Origin of the sequence: Nonomuraea terrae, from assembly GCF_044465245.1 — a bacterium.
In the GTDB taxonomy this organism is placed as follows: domain Bacteria; phylum Actinomycetota; class Actinomycetes; order Streptosporangiales; family Streptosporangiaceae; genus Nonomuraea; species Nonomuraea terrae.
Genome location: NZ_JBITLL010000008.1, coordinates 460556 through 481382, shown reverse-complemented (window position 1 = coordinate 481382; position 20827 = coordinate 460556). Strand labels below are relative to the sequence as shown.

The following is a 20827-nucleotide window of genomic DNA, read 5'->3' as shown; positions in this document are numbered from 1 at the left end:
GCCGCCGCTAGCGCGTCCGGGTGCTGTAGGAGTGGGCTCCGGTGCCGGCCAGGGCGCCGCCCTCGACGATCAGGTACTCCTCCCGGATCGGCGTGCCGTCCAGCCACGCCTCCAGGATCTCGCGGGTGCCGGCGGCGTAGCGGGCTTGCGCCGACAGGGAGGAGCCGGAGATGTGCGGGGTCATGCCGTGGTGCGGCATCGTCCGCCACGGGTGGTCGGCCGGGGCGGGCTGGGGGTACCAGACGTCGCCGGCATAGCCGGCGAGCTGCCCGCTCTCCAGGGCGCGCACGATCGCGTCGCGGTCGGCGATCCGGGCGCGGGCGGTGTTGATCAGGTACGCCCCGCGCTTCATCGTGGCGATGAGCCGGTCGTCGAACAGCCCTTCCGTCTCCGGGTGCAGCGGCGCGTTGACGGTCACCACGTCGCAGTGCGGCAGCATGGCGGCGGCGTCGGCGTGGAAGGTGAGCCCGAGCTCCTCCTCCACCTCGGCCGGCAGGCGGTGCCTGTCGGTGTAGTGCAGGTGCACGTCGAACGGCTTGAGCCGCCGGAGCACGGCGAGCCCGATCCGGCCGGCGGCGACGGTGCCGATGTGCATGCCCTCGACGTCGTAGGAGCGGCTGACACAGTCGGCGATGTTCCAGCCGCCGTCGAGCACGGTCCGGTGCGAGGGCAGGTAGTTGCGGACCAGGGAAAGGATCATCATCACCGCGTGCTCGGCGACGCTGATGCTGTTGCAGTACGTGACCTCGGCGACCGTGACGCCGTGGGCGATGGCCGCGTCGAGGTCCACGTGGTCGGAGCCGATGCCGGCGGTGACGGCCAGCTTCAGCCTGGGGGCGCGGGCGATGCGTTCGGCGGTCAGGTACGCGGGCCAGAACGGCTGGGAGATCACCACGTCGGTGTCGGGCAGCTCGCGGTCGAAGACCGACCCGTCGCCGTCCTTGTCGGAGGTGACCACCAGCGTGTGACCGCGTTCCTCGAGGAAACGGCGGAGCCCCAGCTCGCCGGAGACGCTGCCGAGCAGGTGCCCGGGGGTGAAGTCGATGCCCTTGGGGCTGGGCAGCGTCTGGCCGCCCGGGTAGCCGGCCAGGTCGGGCAGGCCGTCTCGCGCGTAGGCCGTCGGGTGTCCGTCGATCGGGTCGTCGTACAGCACGCACAGCACTTTCGCCATGGTCTCCGCTCCTCGTCGTCGGGGGTTGATCACACTGTCCGCCGAGGAGTTTCCGCAGGTCAAAACGTTTGTCCCTATCGAGTGATAGGCGGTGTCTATGCCAGGTGCCGGCCGGCGAGCCGGTCGAACACCTCACGCAGGTCGAGGTCCCTGGCGATGTCCAGCATGGCTCTGGCGATCACGGACTCCGGGCCTGTGCCGGCCAGCACGAGCCCGACGCGCGGCTCGCGGGCGGGCCGCTCCAGCCGCACGACCCGCATCCCCTCGGGCACGCCGAACATGTGCAGCCACGCGTGGGCGATGACGCTCGACCAGCGGTGGGTCGCCACGTGCGCGAACAGGGCCGAGACGGTGTCGGTCTCGATCGCCGGCACGGCCACCGCCCCGGACCGCCGGAAGTTGGCGTCCAGGATGCGTCGGTTGCGCATCTGAGGGGCCAGCAGGCACAGCGGCAGCGCGGCCACCTCGGCCCAGCGGGCCACCTGCCGGTCGGCCAGCTCACCGTCGGACGGGGTGAGCAGCAGATAGCGCTCCTCGTACAGCGGGCTGACGCGCACCTCGCCGAGGTCCTCCTCCTCGTCGTCGAGGTACGTCATCGCCATGTCGATCTCGAACTCGGCCAGCCGCCGGGCGATCTCCCGCGACGACAGCGAGGTCAGCAGCACCCGTACGTGCGGATATCGCTCGCAGAACGGCGTGGTCAGCAGCGAGGCGGCGGTCAGCGCGGTCGGGATCGCGCCCATGCGCAGCGTGCCGGACAGCCCTTCGCGCATCTTCGACAGGTCCTGGCGCAGGGCGTCGGCGTCGGCGAGGATGCGGTGCGCCCACAGCAGCACCCGTTCGCCCTCCGGGGTGAGCCCGGCGAACCGCTGCCCCCGCCGGACCAGCGGCACGTCCAGCTCGCGTTCGAGCTTGCGGATGGCCGCCGACAACGACGGCTGGGAGACGTGACAGGCCGCGGCGGCGCGGGCGAAATGCCGCTCCCTGGCCAGGGCGACCAGATACTCCAACTGGCGCAACAGCACGCCACAGGATGTCCCGGGCGTGCCCGTCCCGTCCACCCCGAGATCGCCGCACTACGCCGGGTCGGGCACTTTCGTGACGTCGCCGGACCTGGAGGTGTCGTAGCCGCCCAGTGCGGAGATCCTGTCGCGCAGGGCCGGCGTGCGCAGTGCGTCGACGAGATGAGCGGCCGGGTCGAGGGCGTGCTTGTCCAGCCCGATGTCGAAGTCCTCCCAGGTGACAGGGATGAAGTCGAGGTCCAGGTCGGTCGCGGCCGAACGGACTCCGAGGCCGGCGTCGACGGTGCCGGTGGCGACGGCCAGGGCGACCTCGAGATGGGTGCCGACCTGCGGCCCACGGAGGTCGTCCGGGTCGTGACCGGCGGCCAGCAGCAGCCGGTCGAGCAGGATCCGGGTACCGGTGCCCGGGCGTCGCGAGCAGACCCGCCGCCCCGGGAGATCGGCGATGCCGGTGATGCCGTGGGGGTTGCCCGGCGCCACGATCAGGCCCTGCTCGCGTCGCCAGAGGTGGATCAGGTACGGCTCCAGGCCGCGCAGCATGCCCCGCGCGAAGGGCGCGTTGTAGACGCCGGTGTGGTGCAGCAGATGGACGGCGGCGCCGTCGGCGCGACCCTGGCGCACCGCGCCGAGTCCGGCGACGCTGCCCTCACCGGTGACGATGCGCAGCTTTCCGTGCAGCGCGCCGGCGAGCAGGTCGAGAGCGGGGTCGTCGCTGCCCGCCAGGGTGAAGATCGACTCCGCGTGCAGGAACCGCCGGGCGGCGAGCACGGCCCCAGGGGCTATGCGCGCACGGCGGCGGTCGGCCAGCTCCAGCACTCCCGCCTCGGCCAGCTGACGTTGCGCGCGGCTGACGGTGGAGGCGGTGGTCTGCCACTGCTGGGCGAGCTCGCGTACGCCCGGCAGTTCGTCGCCGGGCTGGAGAGTCCCCGCGCCTACCCGCTGGGCGAGATCGTTGCAAATTTCCCGATATCGGGTCACACTTGCGCAGCTTACTCTTGCACTCCTCTGAAGTAGCACAGATAGGGTCACCTCAATGCGTAGCAGGATCTTGGTTGTCTTGGCCTCGCTGGCGATGGCCTTACTGGCCGGGTGCGGAGCCGCTCCAGGAGACCCGGCGCCGAAGTCGCTGATCCTGGCCACCACGACCAGCACGCAGGACAGCGGGCTGCTCGACGAGCTGCTGCCGGTCTTCACCCGCGACAGCGGCTGGCAGGTCAAGACCGTGGCGGTCGGCAGCGGTCAGGCCATCGAGCTGGGCCGTCGCGGCGAGGCCGACGTGCTGCTGGTGCACTCCCCCGCCGCGGAGGAGAAGTTCGTGGCCGAGGGCGGCGCCGGCGCGCGACGGCTGGTGATGCACAACGACTTCGTGCTGCTCGGTCCGGAGGCGGACCCGGCCAAGGTGCGGGGCACGAGCAGCGCGGAGGCGATGAAGAAGATCGCGGACGAGCAGGCGGTGTTCGTCTCCCGGGGCGACCAGTCGGGTACGCACTCCAAGGAGAAGGACCTCTGGTCCAAGGCCGGGGTGACCCCGGGCGGATCCTGGTACCAGTCCACCGGGCAGGGCATGGGCGAGACCCTGCGCGTCGCCAGTGAGAAGGCCGGCTACACCCTGTCGGACCGGGCCACCTATCTCACCCAGCGCGACACCCTGTCCCTGGAGGTGCTCAGCGAGGGCGACCCGGGCCTGCTGAACGTCTACCACGTCATCGAGATGACGAAGAAGGCAGGCGACCGGGTGCGGACCGACGGCGCGAAGGCGTTCGCCGACTGGATCGTGGCCCCGTCCACGCAGCGGCTCATCGGTGAGTTCGGGCGGGCGAAGTACGGCCAGCCGCTGTTCACTCCCGACGCCGGCAAGGACGAAGCGAAACTGGGCCTGTGAGGTCACGCGATGGACGTGCTGTTCGGCGGGCTGGCGGACGCGATCAGGCTGCTGCTGTCCGGGGACGAGGACAGCTGGTCGATCATCGCGCTGACCTTGCGCGTCTCGCTGACCGCGACCGCGATCGCCCTGCTCGTGGGGTTGCCGCTGGGCGCGGCCGTGGCGCTGGCCCGGTTCCCTGGCCGGCGGGTCATCCTGGCGGCGGCCAACACGGGGATGGGCATGCCGCCGGTGGTGGTCGGCCTGTTCGTCACCGTGCTGCTGTGGCGCAGCGGGCCGCTGGGCGGGCTCGGCCTGCTCTACACCCCGACCGCGATGGTCATCGCCCAGGGCGCGATCGCCACCCCGATCGTGGTCGCGCTGGTCGCGGCCGCGCTGCAGCAGGCCGACCCCGACTTCCGGGTACAGATGCAGGCGCTCGGAGCGACCCCGATCCGCGCGCTCGCGGCGCTGCTGGGGGAGGCCAGGCTGCCGCTGCTGGCGGGGGCGATGGCCGCGTTCGGCGCGGTGGTGAGTGAGGTCGGGGCCGCGCAGATGGTCGGCGGCAACCTGGCCGGCCAGACCCGGGTGCTGACCACCGCCGCGGTGCTGGCCACCAGCCGGGGCCAGTTCTCGCTCGCGATCGCGTTCGGCCTGATCCTGCTGCTGATCGCGTTCGGCGTGAACCTGTCGCTGACCCTGATCCAGCAGCGGCAGACGGTGCCGCGATGAGCGCCGGGATCGGGTGCCGCGACCTGCGCGTGCACGCCGGCGGCCGCGAGCTGCTGAGCGTGCCGGAGCTGCACGTCGCGTCGGGGCGCACGCTGGCCGTGCTGGGCCCCAACGGCGCCGGCAAGTCGACCCTGCTGCGCGCGCTGGGCCTGCTCAGCGGCCATCGGGTCAGCGGACAGGTCCTGCTCGACGGCCGTCCCGCGACGCGGTCAGTGATGCGCCACGCGCTCGTGGCCGTGCTGCAACGGCCGATCCTGCGCCGCGGCACGGTGGCCGCCAACGTGATCAGCGGGCTGCGTTTCCGCGGCGTGGGCCGCCGCGAGGCCCATGCCCGCGCCTGGCCGTGGATCGAGGCGCTCGGCCTCGCGCCCCTCGCCGGCCGGGACGCCCGCAGTCTGTCCATCGGCGAGGCCCAGCGGGTCAGCATCACCCGCGCGCTCGCGGTCGGACCTCGGGTGCTGCTGCTCGACGAGCCGTTCAGCGGGCTGGACAGCACCACGCGCGCCGACCTGCTCGCCGACCTGCGCGCCGCGCTGACCGGGCAGCCCACCGCCACGATCCTGGTCACCCACGACCGGCAGGAGGCCCTCGCCCTGGCCGAGGACACCGCGCTGTTGATCGGCGGCCGGATCCGCCAGCACGGCCCGACCGCCGAGGTGCTCGACCACCCCGGTGACGCCGACACGGCCCGGCTGCTCGGTTACACCAACCTCCTCCCGCCGGCTCTCACCGGCCGGCCGCACACCCTCGTGGCCAGGCCCGAGCACACTCAGCTCGTGCTCCATCCGTCCGACGACTCCGCCGAGGTGACCGGAACGCTGCGCAGGACCGTCGCGCTCGGCATCGCCACCCGCGTCGACGTCGACACCTCCGCCGGCCCGCTCACCTGCCTGCACCCCGGCGACCTGCTCACCACCGAGCTGCCCCCGATCGGCAGCAGCGTCCGCGTCAGGATCAGGCACGCCCGGCCGTTGACCGAAATGAGCCATGCTGCCCCGTTGTGACCGCGTTCCGCATCGTGGCCTACCATGCGGACATGCAGACCTCTGCGGGCGTTGTGCTTGCCGGCGGGCGCTCCACGCGGATGGGCCGGCCGAAGGCCTGGCTGGAATGGCACGGCTCGACGTTGCTGTACCGGGCCACCGCGGTCCTGGCCAGGACGGTCGACGGCCCGGTCGTCGTGGTGGCCGCGCCCGGGCAGGAGCTCCCGCCGCTGCCCTCTGGGGTCTCGGTCGTCGAGGATCCCGTGGAAGGGCTGGGCCCCATGCAGGGGCTGGCCGTGGGGCTCGCGGCGGTGGCCGACCGGGCCGAGACGGCGTTCGTCTGCTCGACCGACATGCCGTTCCTCCACCCGGCGTTCGTCCGCCGCGTCCTGCGCGCCCTGACGCCGGGGACGGACGTCGCGTTGCCGGTGGCCCGGGGATTCCGGCAGCCGCTGGCCGCCGGCTACCGGACCGCCCTGGCCGGGCTGGTCAAGGACCTGCTGGCCGCGGGCGACCTCCGTCCGGGCATGCTCTTCAAGCACTGCGAGGTGGCGCGGCTCAGCGACGAGGACCTGCTGGCCGACGCCGAGCTCGCACGGCACGACCCGACGCTGGAGTCCGTGGTCAACGTCAACTCCCCGGACGACTACGCGGCGGCCCGGGACCGGCAGCCGCCGGAGGTCGTGGTGGAGTGCTTCGGCGCGCTCGCGAGGAACGGCGGCCATCGGCCGCGCGGTGTCCGGGCCGCCACGCTCGGGGCCGCTGCGGCCGAGGCCGGGCTGACCCTGAACCGTCACGTCGTGGCCGCGCTCAACGGCGATCAGGTCACCCGGGACGAGTCGCTGCCCCTGGTGGCCGGAGACACCGTCGCCTTCCTGTCCGCGGACGCCGGCGGCTGAGGTCGTAGGGTCAGGACATGGCGCCTGGTGGATTTTTCGGACAAGCGTTGCTCGTGGACGTCCTCGGCAGCGAGGCGAGCAGCGCCCCCTACAAGCTGGACGAGCGGGTGCTGCGGTCCTATCTGGGCGGCGTGGGCCTCGGCACGTGGTTGATGCACCGGCTGGCGCCCGCCGGGGTCGATCCGCTGGCCCCGGAGGCGCCGCTGGCCTTCGTCTTCTCCTCGCTGGTCGGCACTCCGCTGACGACCAGCGCGAAATTCGCGGTGGTGGCCAAGTCGCCGTTGACCGGGCTGCTGACCGACGCCCTCGCGTCCAGCCAGTTCGCCATCGCCGGCAAGCTGACCGGGCATGACGCGATCGTGATCCGCGGTCGCGCCGACGAGCTGTCGGTGCTGCTGATCGACGGCGACGGCGTGCGGCTCGAACCGGCTCCCGAGCTGGCCGGGCTGTCCGCGGCCGAAGCGGAGTCCGCGGCGAAGGAGCGGTTCGGCCGCAACTGGCGCACCGCGGCCATCGGCCCGGCGGGCGAGCGCCAGGTGAGATACGCGACCATCAGCCATGACGGCCGCCACGCCGGCCGGGGCGGCCTGGGCGCGGCGATGGGCGCGAAGAACATCAAGGCCGTGCTGGTCAAGGCGGCGACCAAGGTGTCGGTCGCGGACCAGGCAGGGGTTCTCGCCGCCGCCCGCGACCTGCGCCGGCGCAGTTTCGGCCCGGCCACCGCGAAGTACCGGGAGCTGGGCACACTGGCCAACCTGCTGGCCTTCAACGCCGTCAGCACCCTGCCCACCCGCAACTTCACCGCGGCGACCTTCGAAGGCGCGCCCCGCCTGGCCGCCGAGGAGCTGCACGAGCTGCGCGGCGTGGCGCGCAACAGCTGCGCGTCGTGCTCCATCGGTTGCGAGCACATCTACTCGCGCAAGGGCGGCGGCAGCCAGCGGATGGAGTACGAGAACGTCTTCGCGCTCGGCCCGCTGTGCGGGGTGTCCGACCCCGACGAGGTGTTCGCCGCCAGCGCGCGCTGTGACGAGCTGGGCCTCGACACCATCTCCGCGGGCGGCACGATCGCGTGGGCCATGGAGTGCGCCGAACGCGGCCTGCTCGACGAGCCGTGGCTGCGGTTCGGTGACGGCGCGGCGCTGTTGCGCGCGCTGGACGCGATCGGGGAGCGGTCGCCGGGCCTGGGGGAGCTGCTCGCGCAGGGTTCACGCCGGGCCGCCGAGGTGGTCGGGCACGGCTCGATCGACTTCGCGCCGCAGGTCAAGGGGCTGGAGCTGCCCGGTTACGAGCCGCGCAGCCTGCAGGCGATGGCGCTCGGCCTCGCGGTGAACGCCAGAGGAGCCGACCACAACCGCTCCGGCGCCTACGAGGCCGACCTGTCGGGTGACCTCGACCGGCTGGCCGGTGGCGCGGCCCATGTCGCCGCCGCGGTCGACACCGAGGACCGCGCCGCGGTCATGGACTCGATGATCCTCTGCAAGTTCCTGCGTGGCGTCTTCGACGACCCCTTCACGGAGTGGGCCAGGCTGCTCGCGCTGGTCACCGGATGGCAGACGGACGCCGCCGAGCTGCGCGACACCGCCCGGCGGATCGTCCGCGCCAAGCGTGCGTTCAACCTGCGCGAGGGGGCCACCGCGGCCGACGACACGCTGCCGGCCCGGATGCTGGAAACGCCGCTGGAGCTCGGCTCCGGCCGTCGCGCGGCGCTGGACGCGGACCGCCTGCGGTCGATGATCTCCGGTTACTACGCCGCGCGCGGCCTGGACGAGGAGGGGCGGGTCGCGGCGGCTGATCTCGCGGACCTGCTCCTCGACGCGTGACCATGCTGCCGGCAGGTCGTGCGTCCTGGAGCGGGCCGAGGTGTGGACACGGGTTTCCCGAAGAGGGGCAAATTGCAGTGAAGAATTGTATGCCGTATTCTGTATGCCATTACACTGCTCGACTGATGAGGTTGAGATGACGATGCTCGAGGAGTCCGCTACGGCCGTACGGACGGTGTCTGTCGAGATCGATGGCCGTGCTGTGACCGTGCCGGAAGGCACCAGCATCTACGATGCCGCGAAGCTCGTAGACGTAGATATTCCGGTGTTGTGCCACAACGAGCGCTATGACCCTGTCGGGGTCTGCCGCATGTGCGTGGTCGACACGGGCGGGCGGGCCTTCGCCGCCGCATGCGTGCGCCCCTGCGAGGAGGGCATGGAGGTCAAGACCAGCACCCCGGAGCTGGAGCGCAACCGCGCCACCCTGACCGAGCTGCTGATCTCCGACCAGCCGCCGCGCGCGGAGGATCCGAAGGAGACGACCACCGGCGACAACCTGCTGCTCGACCTCGCCGACCGGTTCGACGTGGCCAAGGAGACCACCGACCTGCCGTGCGGCTCGGGCCGGGGCATGGACATCTCCAACCCGGTGATCTCGGTCGACCACGACGCGTGCATCCTGTGCGACCGCTGTGTCCGCGCGTGCGACGACATCCAGGGCAACGATGTCATCGGGCGCTCGGGCAAGGGCTACTCGACCAAGATCGCCTTCGACCTCAACGACCCGATGGGCACCAGCTCGTGCGTGACCTGCGGTGAGTGCGTGCAGGCCTGTCCCACCGGAGCCCTGACCAACAAGGCGATCAACGAGATCCCCATCCGGCCCCGCGAGGAGCTGGACGCGGTCGACAGCGTCTGCCCGTACTGCGGCGTGGGTTGTGCGCTCACCTACTACGTCGACCGGTCGCGCGGCGCGATCGCCTTCGCGGAGGGCCGCGACCAGCCCGGCTCGCAGAGCCGGCTGTGCGTCAAGGGCCGCTACGGCTGGGACTACGCGGCCTCGCCGCAACGCCTGACCGTGCCGCTGATCCGCAAGGAGTCGTCCTACCCGAAGGGCCCGCTGTCGGCGGACGTGCGCGGCGACGCGAACAACGGCCGCGGCCGCGCCGGCGGCAAGCTCAGCAAGAACGGCAAGGACGGCCGGCGCAAGCCCGGCGGCCTGGTCGACTACGACGAGGTGCTGCCGCACTTCCGCGAGGCCACCTGGGAGGAGGCGCTCGACCTCGTCGCCCGGCGGCTGAAGGAGATCCACGCGGCGGGCGGCCCGGGCGCCATCGCCGGGTTCGGCTCCGCGAAGTGCTCCAACGAGGAGGCGTACCTCTTCCAGAAGCTGATCCGGGCCGGCTTCGGCACGAACAACGTCGACCACTGCACCCGGCTCTGCCACGCCTCGTCGGTGGCCGCGCTGTTCGAGGGCGTCGGCTCGGGCGCGGTGTCCACCACGTACGGCGACGTCACCAACGCCGACGTCGTCATCATCACCGGGTCCAACCCGACGGCGAACCATCCCGTCGCCAGCTCCTTCTTCAAGCAGGCCCGGCGGCGCGGCACGAAGATCATCTATGTCGACCCCCGGGCCAGCACGGTCTCCGAGCACGCCGACTACCACTGCCAGGTCAAGCCCGGCACCGACGTGGCCTTCTACAACGCGGTCATGCACGAGGTGATCCGGCTCGGCCTGATCGACATGGAGTTCATCAAGGCCAGGGTCTCCGGCTTCGAGGAACTGGTCCGCACGGTCAACGAGTACCCGCCCGAGCGCGCCGCGCAGATCACCGGCGTCGACGCGGACCTGATCCGGCAGGTCGCGCGGGTCTGGGGCGAGGCCAACGCCGGCGTCATCTACTGGGGCATGGGCATCTCCCAGCACACCACCGGCACCGACAACGCCCGCTGCCTGATCGCGATGTGCTCGATCACCGGCAACGTGGGCCGGCCCGGCACCGGCCTGCACCCGCTGCGCGGGCAGAACAACGTCCAGGGCGCCTCCGACGCCGGGCTGATCCCGATGTTCTACCCCGACTACCAGGGCGTCGACCAGGACGCCACCCGTCGGCGGTTCGAGGAGGCCTGGGGCACGCAGCTCGACCCCAACCGCGGTCTCACCGTCACCGAGATCATCGGCTCGGTGCTGAAGCCCGACGGCGTGCGCGGCATGTACATGCTGGGCGAGAACCCGTTCCTGTCCGACCCCAACATCAACAAGGTGCGCAAGGCGCTGTCGCAGCTGGACTTCCTGGTGGTGCAGGACATCTTCCTGACCGAGACCGCGGAGTTCGCCGACGTCATCCTGCCGGCGTCGTCGTACCTCGAGAAGGAGGGGAGCTACACCAACACCGACCGGCGTGTGCAGCTCGGCCGCAAGGTGCTGGACCCGCCCGGCCAGGCCCGGGTGGACTGGGAGATCGTCCAGGACATCGCCCGGCGGATCGGGCTCGACTGGTCGTACTCCTCGCCCAGCGAGGTGTTCGACGAGATGGTCGAGCTCATGCCGTCGTACGCGAACCTGCGTCACGAGAACCTGGGGCTGACGGGCAAGCTCTACCCCAACGACGACCCCGAGCACTCCGACGGGACCGTGGTCCTGTTCGACGAGCGGTTCAACACCAACGACGGCCTCGCCCACCTCGTCCCGGCGGAATGGCTGCCGGCGAAGGAGCTGCCGGACGGGGAGTACCCGCTGGTGCTCAACACCGGCCGCTTGCTCGAACACTGGCACACAGGGTCGATGACGCGGCGGTCGTTCGCGCTGGACACGATCGCGCCGATCGCCGAGGTGTACATGCATCCCAAGGACGCCGCCGACCGCGGGCTGTCGCACGGCCAGATGGTCCGCGTACGGTCCCGGCGCGGCTCCATCGAGCTGCAGGTGCGCGTCTCCCACCGCGAGCAGCTGGGCAACTGCTTCATCCCGTTCCACTTCCGGGAGGCGGCGGCGAACCTGCTGACGATCGACGAGATCGACCCGTATGGCAAGATCCCCGAGTTCAAGTTCTGCGCAATTCAGGTCGAGGCGTTGAGCGTGGAAGACGCGGAGCCCCTCAGCAACATGGGAAGTGTCTAAATGACTCTGAGTTTCGAGGTGGGACGTCCGCGGGTGCCCGGTGTGGAGGCACGAGCCGGCAAGTTCCCCGGGCCGTCGCTGATCCCGGCGCTCAACGCCATCCAGGCCCGGCTGGGCTGGTTGCCGCGAGAGGAGCTCGAGGAGCTCGCCCGCACCATGCGGCGGCCGCTCTACGAGATCGAGGGCCTCGTCTCGTTCTACCCGCACTTCCGCACGACCCCGCCCGCCAAGGTCGCGATCAACGTCTGCCACGACCTGTCGTGCTGGCTGCGCTCCGCGGACGACCGCATCGCGGAGGTGCGTGAACGTTACGGCGACGACGCCGAGATCGAGCTCGTCGAGGTGTCCTGCCTGGGCCGCTGCGACAGCGCCCCGGCGCTGGCGGTCAACGAGCACCCGGCGCCGGTCGCCGACGTCGACGCGCTGGTCAGCGCCGCGCGGGACGACGGGCTGGCCGAGGCCACCGTCACGGGACGGGCCGAGCCCTGGCCGAACGACCCCTACCCGGCCGGGTCGGACGTCTCCACCCGGTACGCGAGCCTGCGGGCGCTGCTGACCGGCGAGCTGAGCGCCGAGAGCGTGGTCGCCACGCTGGAAGCCTCCGGGCTGCGCGGCATGGGCGGCGCCGGCTTCCCCACGGGCCGGAAGTGGGGCCTGGTCGCCTCCGCCGAGCCCGGCAGCGTCAAGTACGCGATCTGCAACGCCGACGAGTCCGAGCCCGGCACGTTCAAGGACCGTCAGATCCTGACCGACCAGCCGCACCTGGTGATCGAGGGCCTGCTGCTCGGCATGGCCGTGGTCGGCGCCGAGCAGGGCTGGATCTTCATCAGGCACGAGTACGGCCCCGAGGAGCACGTGCTGCGCGCGGAGATCGCGGCACTGCGCGAGACCGGCATGATCGGCGAGGACGCCTGCGGCAGCGGCCGCCGCCTGGAGCTCGACATCTTCGTCTCGCCCGGCGGCTACATCCTCGGCGAGGAGACCGCGCTGCTGGAGTGCATGGAGGGCCACCGCGGCGAGCCGCGCAACAAGCCGCCCTTCCCGGGCAACTACGGCCTGCACGGCCGCCCCACGTTGATCAACTCGGTGGAGACCTTCGCCGACGTGCCGGTGATCCTGCAACGCGGCGCCGAATGGTGGGCCGAGCAGGGCGAGGGCGACTCCGTGGGCTGGAAGTTCTTCGCCGTGTCCGGGCACGTCGAGAACCCCGGCGTCTACTGCGTGCCGATGGGCACCACGGTGCGCAGCCTGATCGACCTCGCCGGCGGTGTGCTCGGTGGCGCCCAGGTCGGCGCCGTGCAGCCGGGCGGCGCGTCCTCCAACTTCATCGGCCCCGACAAGCTGGACCTGGCGCTGGACTTCGGGACGCTCGCCGAGGCCGGGACGATGCTCGGCTCCGGCGCCCTGGTGGTGCTCGCCGAGGGCACCGATCTGCTGGCCGCCTCGACGAACGTGCTGCGCTTCTTCCGCAACGAGTCGTGCGGCAAGTGCGTGCCCTGCCGGGTCGGCTCCACCAAGGCGCACGATGTCCTGCGCGGCGTGCTGGACTCGGGATCCGCCACCCTCGACGATGCGCAGAAGGGCCGGATCCTGCAGCTGGAGGAGACCATGCGCAAGACGTCGATCTGCGGGCTCGGGCAGGTGGCGCTGGGCCCGGTGGTGTCCGTGCTCGGGCTGAGCAAGGGAGCCGCGGCGGCTCGCCCGCAGCCCCGGCCCGAAGGCTCGACGGAGCAGCCGGACCGTTGAGCGGCAGGGAGTTCTTCACCGCCCGTACCCTCGCCGAGGTACGGGCGGGATTCCGGCCCGCGCATCGCACGCCCGAGGAGCGCGTCCCGTTGTCCGCGGCGCTGCACCGGGTGCCCGTCGCGGACATCACGGCACCTGCCGCCCTGCCCGGCTTCGCGCGATCGACCGTGGACGGCTTCGCGGTCCGGGCGATGGACACCTACGGCGCCTCCGAGGGGCTTCCTTCCTACCTCGACCTGCTCGGCGCGGTGCGGATGGGCGCCGAACCGACCGTGGCGGTCAAGCCGGGCGGATGCGTGGCGATGCCGACCGGGGGAGTGATCCCGGCCGGCGCCGACGCGGTGGTCATGGTGGAGTACACCGCGGAGACGATGCCGGGCACGATCGAGGTGACCCGCCCCGTCGCGCCGGGCGGCGGCATCGTCCGCGCCGACGAGGACGTCGCCTCGGGCGGCGTCCTGGCGCCCGGCGGGCGGCCGTTGCGCGCCCCCGACCTCGGCTTCCTCGCCGCCGCGGGGGTGACCACGGTCACCGTGCACCGCCGCCCCCGGGTAGTGATCATCTCCACCGGTGACGAGGTGGTGCCGCCCGGCACCGTGGAGCTCGCACCCGGGCAGGTACGCGACGCCACCGCCTCCGCGCTGGCGGGGCTGGTCGCCGACGCGGGCGGCGAGCCGGTGATCGCCGGCATCGTCCCGGACGAACCTGGCGCGCTCGAAGGCCGGCTGACCGAGGTCGTCGGCGAGGCCGACCTGGTAATCGTGTCGGCGGGCTCGTCGGTCGGCGCGCGGGACGAGACGGCGGGCGCGGTGGCCGCCATCGGCGACATCTGGTGCCACGGGATCGCCATCAAGCCCGGCAAACCGACGCTGCTGGCCGAGTGCTCCGGGATCCCGATCATCGGGCTGCCGGGCAACCCGCTGTCCGCCTTGGTGGTGTTCGGGCAGGTCGGGGTACCGTTGTTGTGGCGCATCGCCGGGTGCGAGGCCCCGCCGCCGCAGCCGAGCACGCGTGCGCGGCTGTCGCGCGACCTCGCGTCCGCGGCCGGCCGGCTCGACGTCGTCCAGGTCGTGGTCCGCGACGGTGTGGCGGAGCCGATCTTCGGCCCGTCGGCGCTGCTGTCGGTGCTGACCCGCGCCGACGGATACGTGATCGTGCCCGAACCGGCCACCGGGCTGGACTCGGGCACCGAGGTAGAGGTCATCCTGTACCGATGAGCGCAGAAAGTCCCTTCGTCTCAGACGTCCCCGCGGCGCAGGCCCTCTCCGTCTGGCGCGCGACGCGGGCCGCGGCGGGCTGCCCCGCGCGGGTCGGCGTCATCCGCGTACCGGTCGGAGACGCCGTGGGCCGGGTGACGGCCGAGCCCGTGTGGGCCCGGCGGTCCTCGCCCGCCTTCGACTCCGCGGCCATGGACGGCATCGCCGTACGCGCCGACGACACCGTCGGCGCGGCCGAGACCAGCCCGGTGCTGCTCGCCGCCGGCGACTTCGCCGTCGTCGACACCGGCGACCCGCTGCCCGACGGCTACGACGCGGTGGTCATGCGTGAGCACGTGCACCGCACCGCGGCGGGGGAGGCCGAGCTCCGCGCGGGCGTCCCGCCCTACCAGCACGTCCGCTCCATCGGGGAGGACATCAGCGCCGGCGAACTGCTGCTCCCCGAGGGCCACCGGCTGCGCCCCGTCGACGTCGCCGCCTGCGCCGCGGCCGGAGTCGTCGAGCTCGGCGTCCGGCGCGCGCCGCGCGTGGTGATCGTGCCGACCGGCGACGAGATCCGGCCGATCGGCGCGGAGCTCGCCCCCGGCGACATTCTCGACACGAACTCGATGATGCTGGCCGCGCAGGCACGGGAGGCGGGCTGCGCGGCCCGCGTCACCGAGATCGTCCCCGACGACCCCGAGGTCATCACCACGGTGCTCCGGGAGGCCACCCGCGACGCCGACCTGGTGCTGCTCATCGCGGGCTCCAGCGCGGGGCGCGACGACTACACCGCCCGCGTGGTCGCCGGGGCCGGCGTCGTCGCGGTCCACGGGGTCGCCGTGCGTCCCGGCCATCCCGTCGTCCTCGGCGCGGTCGAGGAGACGCCCGTGATCGGCGTTCCCGGCTATCCGGTGTCGGCGGCGCTGACCTTCGACATCTTCGCCGCTCCGACGCTCGCCGAGCTGGAGGGCGCCGCGCCGCGCGAACGCCCGTCGGCCACGGCCCACCTGGCCAGGAAGCTGCCGTCCGCCATCGGCATGGACGACTGGGTACGCGTGCGCCTGGGACGGGTGCAGGACCGGCTCGTCGCCACCCCGCTGCCGCGGGGCGCGGGCGTGCTGACCTCGCTCGTCCGCGCCGACGGCCTGCTCGTCGTGCCGTCGGGCGTGGAGGGCCACCACGCGGGGGAGCAGGTGCGGGTGGAATTGCTGCGCGGCCTGTCCGAGATCGGCCGGACCATCGTCGCCATCGGCTCGCACGACCTGGTGCTCGACCTGGCGGCCTCCGCCCTGCGCGCCGCCGACCCGCTGATCACTCTGGCGTCGTCGAACGTCGGCTCGCTCGGCGGTCTCGTGGCGCTGCGCGACGGCCTGTGCCACATCGCCGGATCACACCTGCTGGACCCGTCCACCGGCGAGTACACCCTGCCCTACGTCGACCGGCTGCTGGGCACGGACGCCGACGTCGCCGTGGTCAGGCTGGTCCACCGCGACCAGGGGCTGATCGTCGCTCCCGGCAACCCGCTCGACCTGGGCGGGATCAAGGACCTGACCAGGCCAGACCTGCGCTACGTGAACCGGCAGCGCGGCGCCGGCACGCGGGCGCTGCTCGATCACGAGCTGACCTGCCTCGGCATCGACCCGGCCGAGGTGCCCGGCTACTCCCGCGAGGAGCACACCCACCTGGCGGTGGCCGCGGCCGTGGCCGCCGGGCGCGCGGACGCCGGTCTGGGGATCCTCGCCGCCGCCCGCGCCTTCGGGCTGGACTTCGTCCCGGTGGCTCAGGAGCCGTACGACCTGGTGGTGCGTACCGGCGCGCTCTCCGACGAGCTGCTGGCGCCGCTCTGGGAACTCCTGGAGAAGCCCGGCTTCCGGGCCGAGGTGGAGGCGCTGGGCGGGTACTCCTGCGCCGAGACGGGTCGCCGCATTCGCTGACCTGCGCCGCAGGTGGCGTTCGGCTCCTGCCCGCCGGGATCGCCGGGTCTCGACCTGCGCCGCCTTCACGACCCCACCGGCTTGAGGTAGCCGTCGAGGACCACCAGGCCCTTGCCGTACGTGGCGTCGACCTGGCGCTGCAGCTCCGAGGTGGCCACCCAGACACCGACCCGGACGTGACCGGCCCGCTCGTCCGCCGACACGGAGTAGGCGCCCGTGAGCTCCTGCCGCACCTTCTCCTGGACAGTACGCAGCTCCGCCGCGGTGTGCTCGGCCCGGCTCAGGCAGAGCGCGCCACCCCAGAGCTCCCGGATCGCCGGCTCATGGGCGCCCGGGTCACCGGTGAACCGCAGGTTCAGCACGAGCCGCTCGGGGTCGTCGGCGTGTCGTTCCACCGATCGGGGGTCGTCGGAGTCGTAGCCGTCGATCTCTTCGAGATAGCTCTGGTCCAGCCGGCTGCCCGCGTACCCGGGGAGCTGCTCGGCCCGGGCGATCGCGGCCGCCATCGCCTCCTGGGTGGCCTTCGCCGGATCCACCGTGCGCCGGCCGCCCGCGGGCTTCGGGCAGGGCGTGGTGAAGGACGTCTGGTCACGTGGCGCGTCGTGGGGCTCGGCGGGGCGCGCCGGCTCGGTCAGCGTCAGCCTTTCACCGTCCCAGGTGCCGACCACGCGGTACTCGCCCCAGCGGGTGCCGCGCCGGTGGGAGTGCTCGACGGCGTTCCAGTCCCAGCCGATGATGTCGGGCCCGCCGCACTGGGGTGGCAGGGATTCCAGGACGCCGGCGCAGAGCTGGGGGCCGTGGCGTGCGTCGGCGAGTACGGTCGCGTCGGCCTGGTACCGCGTCGCGGGCGCGGTCGCCGCCGGCGCCGTCCCACAGGCGGCGAGTGCGACGAGCACGGCCACCAGCCAGCTGGCTCTCATGCTCTTCCAGACGGGCGGTCGCCCCCAGGGGTTCACCCTTGGAGGCCCTCCGCTCGGATCCGTACGCCGCGCCCGCCGGTGCTCAGCCCTGTCTACTGAGCCGGCTCGGCGGCGTCGGCCTGCCCGCCGCCGAACACCTCCTTGAGGAGCCGCTGCGTCACCTGCTGGAAGGCCGCGGCCATGGACAGCTCGGCGTCGTCCACGTAGTTCACCGCGGCGGTCAGGGTCGTGCTGCCGTCGGGCGTGCTGTACATCAGCGCCGCGTGGCCCGCGATGCCGCCGTTGTGGGTGATGACGGTGCCGCCGTCCGTGTTCTGTACGAACACCCCCAGGCCGTAGCCGGCCTTGGACTCCGGCGTGCACATCTCGGCCAGCAGCGAGGCCGGCAGCAGCTTGCCGCCCAGCAGCGCGGAGATGAACGTGTGCAGGTCGCGCGTGGTGGAGATCATGTCGCCGCCGCTGGAGATCCACGAGGGGTTGTGACGGGTGACGTCGACCGTCCGGGTCTGGCCGTCCTCGTCGTACCGGTAGTAGGCGTGGGCGTACGGCTCGGGGATGTCCGTCTGCGTGGTCGGCGCCACCGTGCCCGACAGGGCGAGCGGCCCCAGGATCAGCCGCTGCATCTCCTCGGCGTAGGGGCGGCCGGTGACCTTCTCGATCAGCAACCTGGCCACCACGTAGTTGGTGTTCGAGTAGCTCCAGTCCGTGCCCGGCTCGAACCGCGCCGGCTTGGACAGTGCCAGCCGGATCAGTTCCTCCGGCTGGTAGGTCTTGAACCGGTTGTCCACCCATTCCTTGCCCGCGGGGGTGGCGGGGATCCCCGGCACGTACGTCCCGTCGGGGTCGTAGTCGCCGGTGAAGTTGAACACCCCGCTGGTGTGCTGCAGCAGCCTCCGCACCGTGATCCGCCGGTCCAGCCCGAACTCGGGCAGGTAGTCATCCACCGGGGTGTCCAGGGCGATCCTGCCCTCGGCCACCAACTGCAGCACCACGGTCGCGATGAAGGTCTTGGTGTTGCTGCCGATCCGGACGTGCCCGTCGGCCGGCGGGGTGTCGCTCTCACCCAGCTCGCGGACCCCGGCGCTGCCGACCCACTCGCCCCGCTCGTCGTGCACGCGCAGCTGCACGCCGACGAAGCCGGAATCGACGATCTCCTGCATGATCTTCTGCAGCTCCGGGCGATCCTGCGCGGTCCGCGGGGTCTGCTCGTCGTGGACGTCAGGGACGATGGACATGGTGGTGCTCCTTCAGTTTGTTACGAAATTCCAGTCGATGGGGGTCCGGAGCGGACCCCGTGACGAGCTGCGCAGGACGACATCGGATCAAGCGGCGTCGAGGGCCTCGGTGATCTTGCGGGCCATCTCCGTCATGGTGGGGCTGGGCTCGCCCTGCTGGGGGCGGGAGGCTGCCGCGACGGCGACGATGACGGTGCTGCGGAAGTTGTCGGCCTCCGCCGGTGACTGCTTCTTGAGCAGGCTCATGGCTGCGGTCAGGGCCGGCAGCACCTGGTCGGCGAGGTCGGCCACGGTCTTGCCGTACTTCACGCCCTTGGGGGCCTTGGCGAGCACGTGCCCGACCGGGCCGGTCGCGGAGGTCAGGGCGATGGAGCCTTCGGTGGCGACCTTGTGGGCCGAGCCGGCGGCGCCGGCGGCGGACATCAGGGAGACGGCGCCCCACGCGGCGGTCCGCAGGGTGAGCTTGTCCTGGTCGGTAAGGGTGACGGACATGGTGGTGTGCTCCTTCGAATCTGTTACGGAATTCCGTTGAACGGACGGGGTGGAACGCGGTGCTGAACCGTTCATGGGTCCACCATCGCCGACCGCTCTGATACGGGGCTGTCACCGTCCTGACGCGGCCGCTGACACGACACCGCGTGGTCGGCGAGGACCGCGTCGGCACAGCAGGATGTCGGTGGCCGCGTCGTCGCGGCTCCAGCCGATCCGGGGTGTCGAGCACCTCATGGAAGCCCGGACAGGTGGTGAAGGAACGGCGGGAGTTACCGGGGCGGGAAGCGTCCGATGATGTCGCGCAGGGCGGCTGCCAGGCGGTCCACGTCGTCGGCGGTGGTGTAGAGAGCCGGCGTGACGCGTACGGCGTCGCCGCCGCTCATCCCGCCGCGGGCGACGGTGAAGATCCGGTGGCGGTTCATGAGATGTTCGGCGATGGCCTCGTTGTCGGCCTTTGAGGTGCGGCCGTTCACCCGGAAGGCGGTGATCGCGCCGTAGGCGTCCGGCTCGTCCGGGGTGAGGATCTGGACGGAGCCGAGGGCCTGTGCCTGGCGTACCCAGCGATCGCGCAGATGGCGCAGGCGGGCCTGCTTCGCCTGGGCGCCCAGGGTCTCGTGGAAGTCGAGGGCGGCGTCCACGGTCAGGAACGGGGCCACGTTCATGGTGCCGGAGTGCACGCGCGAGCGGATGTCGGTGGCCGGGTAGGTCTCGTCGATGTAGCAGGGGTCGATGTCGGCCAGCCGCTGCTCGCGGATGTGGAGGAACCCGGCGCCCAGTGGCACGCCCATCCACTTGTGCAGTGAGAAGACGGCGAAGTCGGCGTCGAGGTCGGTGAGGGTGAAGTCGAGCTGGCCCCACGAGTGGGCGGCGTCCACGATCACGTCCACGTCCCGTTCGCGGGCCATGGCGACGATCTCGCGGACCGGCGTGACCAGGCCGGTGCGGTTGTTCATGTGGCTGAGCAGGAGCATCCGTGCTTTCGGGTGCTCGCGCAGCGCGCGTTCGTAGGTGTCGAGCACCGCCTGGCGGGTGGCGGGTTCGGGGATGACGATGCGCGCCACCCCGACGCCGCGGCGGGACGGCAGCCAGTTCATGACGTACTGCCCGCTGTGGTAGTCGAGATCGGCGTACATGACCTCGTCACCGGGGCGCAGGCGGTTGTAGCCGGCGATGAGGTTCTGCAGGGCCTCGGTGCCGCCCCGGGTCAGCGCGATCTCGTTCCTGGTGACGCCGAGCAGGGCGGCGAGGCGGTCGCGGACCACGTCGGCGCGGGGCTTGTAGACGTTGCGCAGCAGGTGGGAGCTGCGCTCGTTGAGGTGGTCGACGTTGCGGTGGTAAGCCCGCCGGACCGGGTCCGGCATGATCCCGTAGTAGCCGTTCTCCAGGTTGACGAAGTCGGGGCTCACCTGGAACTGGCGGGCGACGGTCCCCCAGAAGCGCTCGTCACCCGCCAGCCGGTCGGCGGGCACGTCGCGGGGCGCCGCCAGCGCCTCGGCCGGGGTGGGGAAGGTCACGGCGCCGGCGGCGAGCCCGCCGAGGCCCGCGACGACCTGGCGTCTGGACATGGTCATGAAGAACACCACCTGTATCGACGGGATTTCGCGGCTCTCATTTTCGTGGAATCTCATCGAGGGCCATGTTCATTAAGCCGGTCGGCGAGCCTTGCCATGGCAGTGGAAAATGCGCAGGTCGGAAAGTATTCCGGGCATGATCGACGCGCTTCCGGGCACGAAACAAATGCGTCGGCTT

The 20827-nt window shown here is 71.8% G+C and carries 16 protein-coding genes; 9 read left to right on the top strand and 7 right to left on the bottom strand.

Annotated elements, in window-relative coordinates:
* Nucleotides 1-7: 7 nt before the first annotated feature.
* The 3 genes from ACIBP6_RS40670 to ACIBP6_RS40660 all read right to left on the bottom strand — a co-directional run bounded on the left by ACIBP6_RS40670 (nt 8) and on the right by ACIBP6_RS40660 (nt 3171).
* Complete coding sequence (locus ACIBP6_RS40670) at nt 8-1171, bottom strand: NAD-dependent formate dehydrogenase (RefSeq protein WP_397059774.1); 1164 nt, start codon at nt 1169-1171, stop codon at nt 8-10.
* Between the two features lie 95 nt (nt 1172-1266).
* On the bottom strand, nt 1267-2196 hold the full coding sequence (locus ACIBP6_RS40665; RefSeq protein ID WP_397059772.1) for a LysR family transcriptional regulator: 930 nt from the start codon (nt 2194-2196) through the stop codon (nt 1267-1269).
* Between the two features lie 51 nt (nt 2197-2247).
* Entirely contained in the window at nt 2248-3171 is a 924-nt protein-coding gene (locus ACIBP6_RS40660) for a substrate-binding domain-containing protein (RefSeq protein WP_397059770.1), read from the bottom strand.
* Between the two features lie 55 nt (nt 3172-3226).
* Between ACIBP6_RS40660 and ACIBP6_RS40655 the strand changes: the two genes are divergently transcribed.
* The 9 genes from ACIBP6_RS40655 (at nt 3227) to ACIBP6_RS40615 (ending at nt 16431) form a co-directional block, all read left to right on the top strand.
* Nucleotides 3227-4075 carry a substrate-binding domain-containing protein gene (locus ACIBP6_RS40655; RefSeq protein ID WP_397059768.1) on the top strand — a complete coding sequence of 283 codons (849 nt, stop codon included), beginning with the start codon at nt 3227-3229 and terminating at the stop codon, nt 4073-4075.
* Between the two features lie 9 nt (nt 4076-4084).
* Nucleotides 4085-4786, top strand: a complete 702-nt coding sequence (locus ACIBP6_RS40650; protein WP_132607930.1) for an ABC transporter permease — start codon at nt 4085-4087, stop codon at nt 4784-4786.
* Nucleotides 4783-5790 carry an ABC transporter ATP-binding protein gene (locus ACIBP6_RS40645; protein ID WP_397059766.1) on the top strand — a complete coding sequence of 336 codons (1008 nt, stop codon included), beginning with the start codon at nt 4783-4785 and terminating at the stop codon, nt 5788-5790. The genes ACIBP6_RS40650 and ACIBP6_RS40645 overlap by 4 nt, the downstream gene beginning before the upstream one ends.
* 32 nt (nt 5791-5822) lie before the next feature.
* Nucleotides 5823-6668 carry an NTP transferase domain-containing protein gene (locus ACIBP6_RS40640; protein WP_397059764.1) on the top strand — a complete coding sequence of 282 codons (846 nt, stop codon included), beginning with the start codon at nt 5823-5825 and terminating at the stop codon, nt 6666-6668.
* Between the two features lie 53 nt (nt 6669-6721).
* Nucleotides 6722-8488 (top strand): aldehyde ferredoxin oxidoreductase family protein, encoded by a 1767-nt coding sequence (locus ACIBP6_RS40635; protein ID WP_397060283.1) that lies wholly within the window; start codon nt 6722-6724, stop codon nt 8486-8488.
* 136 nt (nt 8489-8624) lie between these two features.
* On the top strand, nt 8625-11552 hold the full coding sequence (gene fdhF, locus ACIBP6_RS40630) for a formate dehydrogenase subunit alpha (RefSeq protein ID WP_397059762.1): 2928 nt from the start codon (nt 8625-8627) through the stop codon (nt 11550-11552).
* Nucleotides 11553-13298, top strand: a complete 1746-nt coding sequence (locus tag ACIBP6_RS40625; protein WP_397059760.1) for an NAD(P)H-dependent oxidoreductase subunit E — start codon at nt 11553-11555, stop codon at nt 13296-13298.
* Entirely contained in the window at nt 13295-14515 is a 1221-nt protein-coding gene (locus ACIBP6_RS40620; protein ID WP_397059758.1) for a molybdopterin molybdotransferase MoeA, read from the top strand. The genes ACIBP6_RS40625 and ACIBP6_RS40620 overlap by 4 nt, the downstream gene beginning before the upstream one ends.
* Nucleotides 14512-16431: a molybdopterin biosynthesis protein gene (locus ACIBP6_RS40615; RefSeq protein ID WP_397059756.1), complete on the top strand. Its 1920-nt coding sequence runs from the start codon at nt 14512-14514 to the stop codon at nt 16429-16431. Before ACIBP6_RS40620 ends, ACIBP6_RS40615 begins: the two co-directional genes overlap by 4 nt.
* Nucleotides 16432-16496: 65 nt before the next feature.
* On the opposite strand, the gene ACIBP6_RS40610 is transcribed toward ACIBP6_RS40615, so the two are convergent.
* The 4 genes from ACIBP6_RS40610 to ACIBP6_RS40595 all read right to left on the bottom strand — a co-directional run bounded on the left by ACIBP6_RS40610 (nt 16497) and on the right by ACIBP6_RS40595 (nt 20649).
* A complete protein-coding gene (locus ACIBP6_RS40610) occupies nt 16497-17351 on the bottom strand; it encodes a hypothetical protein (RefSeq protein WP_397059754.1) in 855 nt (284 codons plus the stop codon).
* A gap of 92 nt (nt 17352-17443) precedes the next feature.
* On the bottom strand, nt 17444-18586 hold the full coding sequence (locus ACIBP6_RS40605; RefSeq protein ID WP_397059752.1) for a serine hydrolase domain-containing protein: 1143 nt from the start codon (nt 18584-18586) through the stop codon (nt 17444-17446).
* Nucleotides 18587-18673: 87 nt separating this feature from the next.
* A complete protein-coding gene (locus ACIBP6_RS40600; protein ID WP_397057241.1) occupies nt 18674-19078 on the bottom strand; it encodes a hypothetical protein in 405 nt (134 codons plus the stop codon).
* A gap of 269 nt (nt 19079-19347) precedes the next feature.
* On the bottom strand, nt 19348-20649 hold the full coding sequence (locus ACIBP6_RS40595) for an aminotransferase class V-fold PLP-dependent enzyme (RefSeq protein ID WP_397059750.1): 1302 nt from the start codon (nt 20647-20649) through the stop codon (nt 19348-19350).
* Nucleotides 20650-20827 lie beyond the last annotated feature (178 nt).

Bases quoted from the DNA above. Each gene is read 5' to 3' on its own strand.
- ACIBP6_RS40605 (WP_397059752.1), bottom strand. From the start codon at position 18,586: ATGTCCATCGTCCCTGACGTCCACGACGAGCAGACCCCGCGGACCGCG.
- ACIBP6_RS40625 (WP_397059760.1), top strand. From the start codon at position 11,553: ATGACTCTGAGTTTCGAGGTGGGACGTCCGCGGGTGCCCGGTGTGGAG.
- ACIBP6_RS40670 (WP_397059774.1), bottom strand. From the start codon at position 1,171: ATGGCGAAAGTGCTGTGCGTGCTGTACGACGACCCGATCGACGGACAC.
- ACIBP6_RS40600 (WP_397057241.1), bottom strand. From the start codon at position 19,078: ATGTCCGTCACCCTTACCGACCAGGACAAGCTCACCCTGCGGACCGCC.
- ACIBP6_RS40640 (WP_397059764.1), top strand. From the start codon at position 5,823: ATGCAGACCTCTGCGGGCGTTGTGCTTGCCGGCGGGCGCTCCACGCGG.
- ACIBP6_RS40650 (WP_132607930.1), top strand. From the start codon at position 4,085: ATGGACGTGCTGTTCGGCGGGCTGGCGGACGCGATCAGGCTGCTGCTG.
- fdhF (WP_397059762.1), top strand. From the start codon at position 8,625: ATGACGATGCTCGAGGAGTCCGCTACGGCCGTACGGACGGTGTCTGTC.
- ACIBP6_RS40610 (WP_397059754.1), bottom strand. From the start codon at position 17,351: ATGAGAGCCAGCTGGCTGGTGGCCGTGCTCGTCGCACTCGCCGCCTGT.
- ACIBP6_RS40615 (WP_397059756.1), top strand. From the start codon at position 14,512: ATGAGCGCAGAAAGTCCCTTCGTCTCAGACGTCCCCGCGGCGCAGGCC.
- ACIBP6_RS40595 (WP_397059750.1), bottom strand. From the start codon at position 20,649: ATGACCATGTCCAGACGCCAGGTCGTCGCGGGCCTCGGCGGGCTCGCC.
- ACIBP6_RS40655 (WP_397059768.1), top strand. From the start codon at position 3,227: ATGCGTAGCAGGATCTTGGTTGTCTTGGCCTCGCTGGCGATGGCCTTA.
- ACIBP6_RS40645 (WP_397059766.1), top strand. From the start codon at position 4,783: ATGAGCGCCGGGATCGGGTGCCGCGACCTGCGCGTGCACGCCGGCGGC.